This is a genomic window from Sphingobium indicum BiD32, assembly GCF_000382885.1.
In the GTDB taxonomy this organism is placed as follows: domain Bacteria; phylum Pseudomonadota; class Alphaproteobacteria; order Sphingomonadales; family Sphingomonadaceae; genus Sphingobium; species Sphingobium japonicum_C.
On sequence record NZ_CAVK010000033.1, the window covers coordinates 1 to 1,739 of the forward strand.

2 protein-coding genes are annotated in these 1,739 nt (G+C 62.7%); both read right to left on the reverse strand.

Features of this window, described 5'->3' with window-relative positions; genetic code table 11:
- Positions 1-369, reverse strand: a 369-nt coding sequence (locus EBBID32_RS03225; RefSeq protein ID WP_037488489.1) for an SDR family NAD(P)-dependent oxidoreductase, incomplete at its 3' end; no start/stop codon positions are given.
- 115 nt (positions 370-484) lie between these two features.
- Entirely contained in the window at positions 485-1,633 is a 1,149-nt protein-coding gene (locus EBBID32_RS03230) for an FAS1-like dehydratase domain-containing protein (protein ID WP_006950666.1), read from the reverse strand.
- Between the last annotated feature and the right edge of the window lie 106 nt (positions 1,634-1,739).

The window sequence follows — 1,739 nt, forward strand, 5'->3', positions numbered from 1 at the left end:
GTCCAGCACCGTCTCGAAATCGGCATAGCTCAGATCATTGAGCGACCCGCGCCGCACGATGCCCGCATTGTGGATGAGGATGTCGATGCGGCCATAATGGTTCATGGCAGCGTCGATGATCGCCTGCCCCCCCTGTGGCGTTGCGACGCTGTCGGTCGAGGCGAGGGCATCGCCCCCGGCGGCGCGGATTTCATCGACCAGCGCCTGCGCGGGCGCGGCGTCAGTCCCCTCCCCCTGCATCGACACGCCCGGATCGTTGACGATCACCTTTGCGCCCCGCGCCGCCAGCAGCAGCGCATAGGCGCGTCCCAGTCCCCGGCCAGCGCCGGTGATCGCGGCCACCCGGCCATCGAAGCGCATCTTGTCCATCCTGCGATCCTCTCTCTCACTCCGGCCCGATCCTAACGGCACCGGCCCAACGCAAAAGGGCCGCCGCCGCATATCGCTGCGGCGACGACCCTTCCTCCCCTACCCCTTCAAGAGATCAGGCTGGCTTGCTGGGCAATTCGGCGATCGATGTGCCGAAGGCCGAGACTTCGCCGCGATGGGTGGTCGCCTGCTGCTGGATCTCGACGAACTTCTTGCCGTTTTCCTCAAACTTGCGGATGACGCTGCCGTCGATGTAGATCGCGTCGCCATCGGGATTGTGGCGGCGGATCTGGCACTTGCTGCGCGTCAGGAAGCCGTCGTCACCGATCCAGTTGGTGATGTGGTGGGTCAGCCAGCTGCACCGTTCTGGACCATAATCATAGGCACCGGGCGCGCCGACTTCGAGCGCGAAGGCTTCGTCCCAGTGCACGCGCTCAGGGCAATCCGGCACGTTGAAGCGGTTGCGGATGCCGAGGCCCGGATGCGCCTGCTGCATCTGGTTGGCAAGCTTGTTGGCGCGGATGTAGAGGCCGCCCCAGCCCTGCGCATAGCAGATGAAGCCAGTGACCGTCATCGGCCCCTTCATCATGCGCGGCAGTTCGTCGCCGACATTCACATCTTCCCAATAGCGGGGAACGGAGCCGCGAATTTCTTCCTCCTGATACAGGCGGGTGAATTCGGCCAGTTCTTCTTCGCTATATTGCTCCACGCGGCCACGCGCTTCGGTATATTTGGTGCCGCGTTCGCGCGCTTCGTCGCGGTCGGTGCGGAATACCCAGCTGTCGCCTTCGGCCACCTTGTCGCCCGACTGGTTGAAGAAATCGACATGGTAGATCTGCTGGAACGAACGTCCGGCAAATTTGGTCTGATGTTCGACCAGATCCTTGAGATAGGCTTCGGTGCGGATCGTGTCGTTGCGCAGCACCGGCTTGTGCCAGGTCCAGTCGGCACCCGCCCACATGGCGTGGACGCCCGACAGGCCGCCGCAATAGCCCGAAATGATGCGGCTGGTGGTGAAGAGGAAGCTGGGCAGCGCGACGACCGAGCCATATTTGGTCTTTTCGGCGTAGGCCGGGTCGCACCACAGCGGGTTATCGTCGCCAATGCCATGGGCATAATGACGGATCGCGTCGCGGGTCGCTTCATAATTCCACGGCTCGATCGTATTCTCGATCTTGACGCCGATGCGCTTGCGCAGATCGTCGAGGCCTTCCTCGGTGATCTTGGGGAATTTATTGGTGGGGGCTTCCGCCAAAGTTGCCATGTCTATTCTCCTAGGGTTCAGATTTTGGGTTCCTCCCCTGCAAGGGGAGGGGGACCAGCGAAGCTGGTGGAGGGGTGTCCACCTATCGAGAGGGTGACACCCCTCC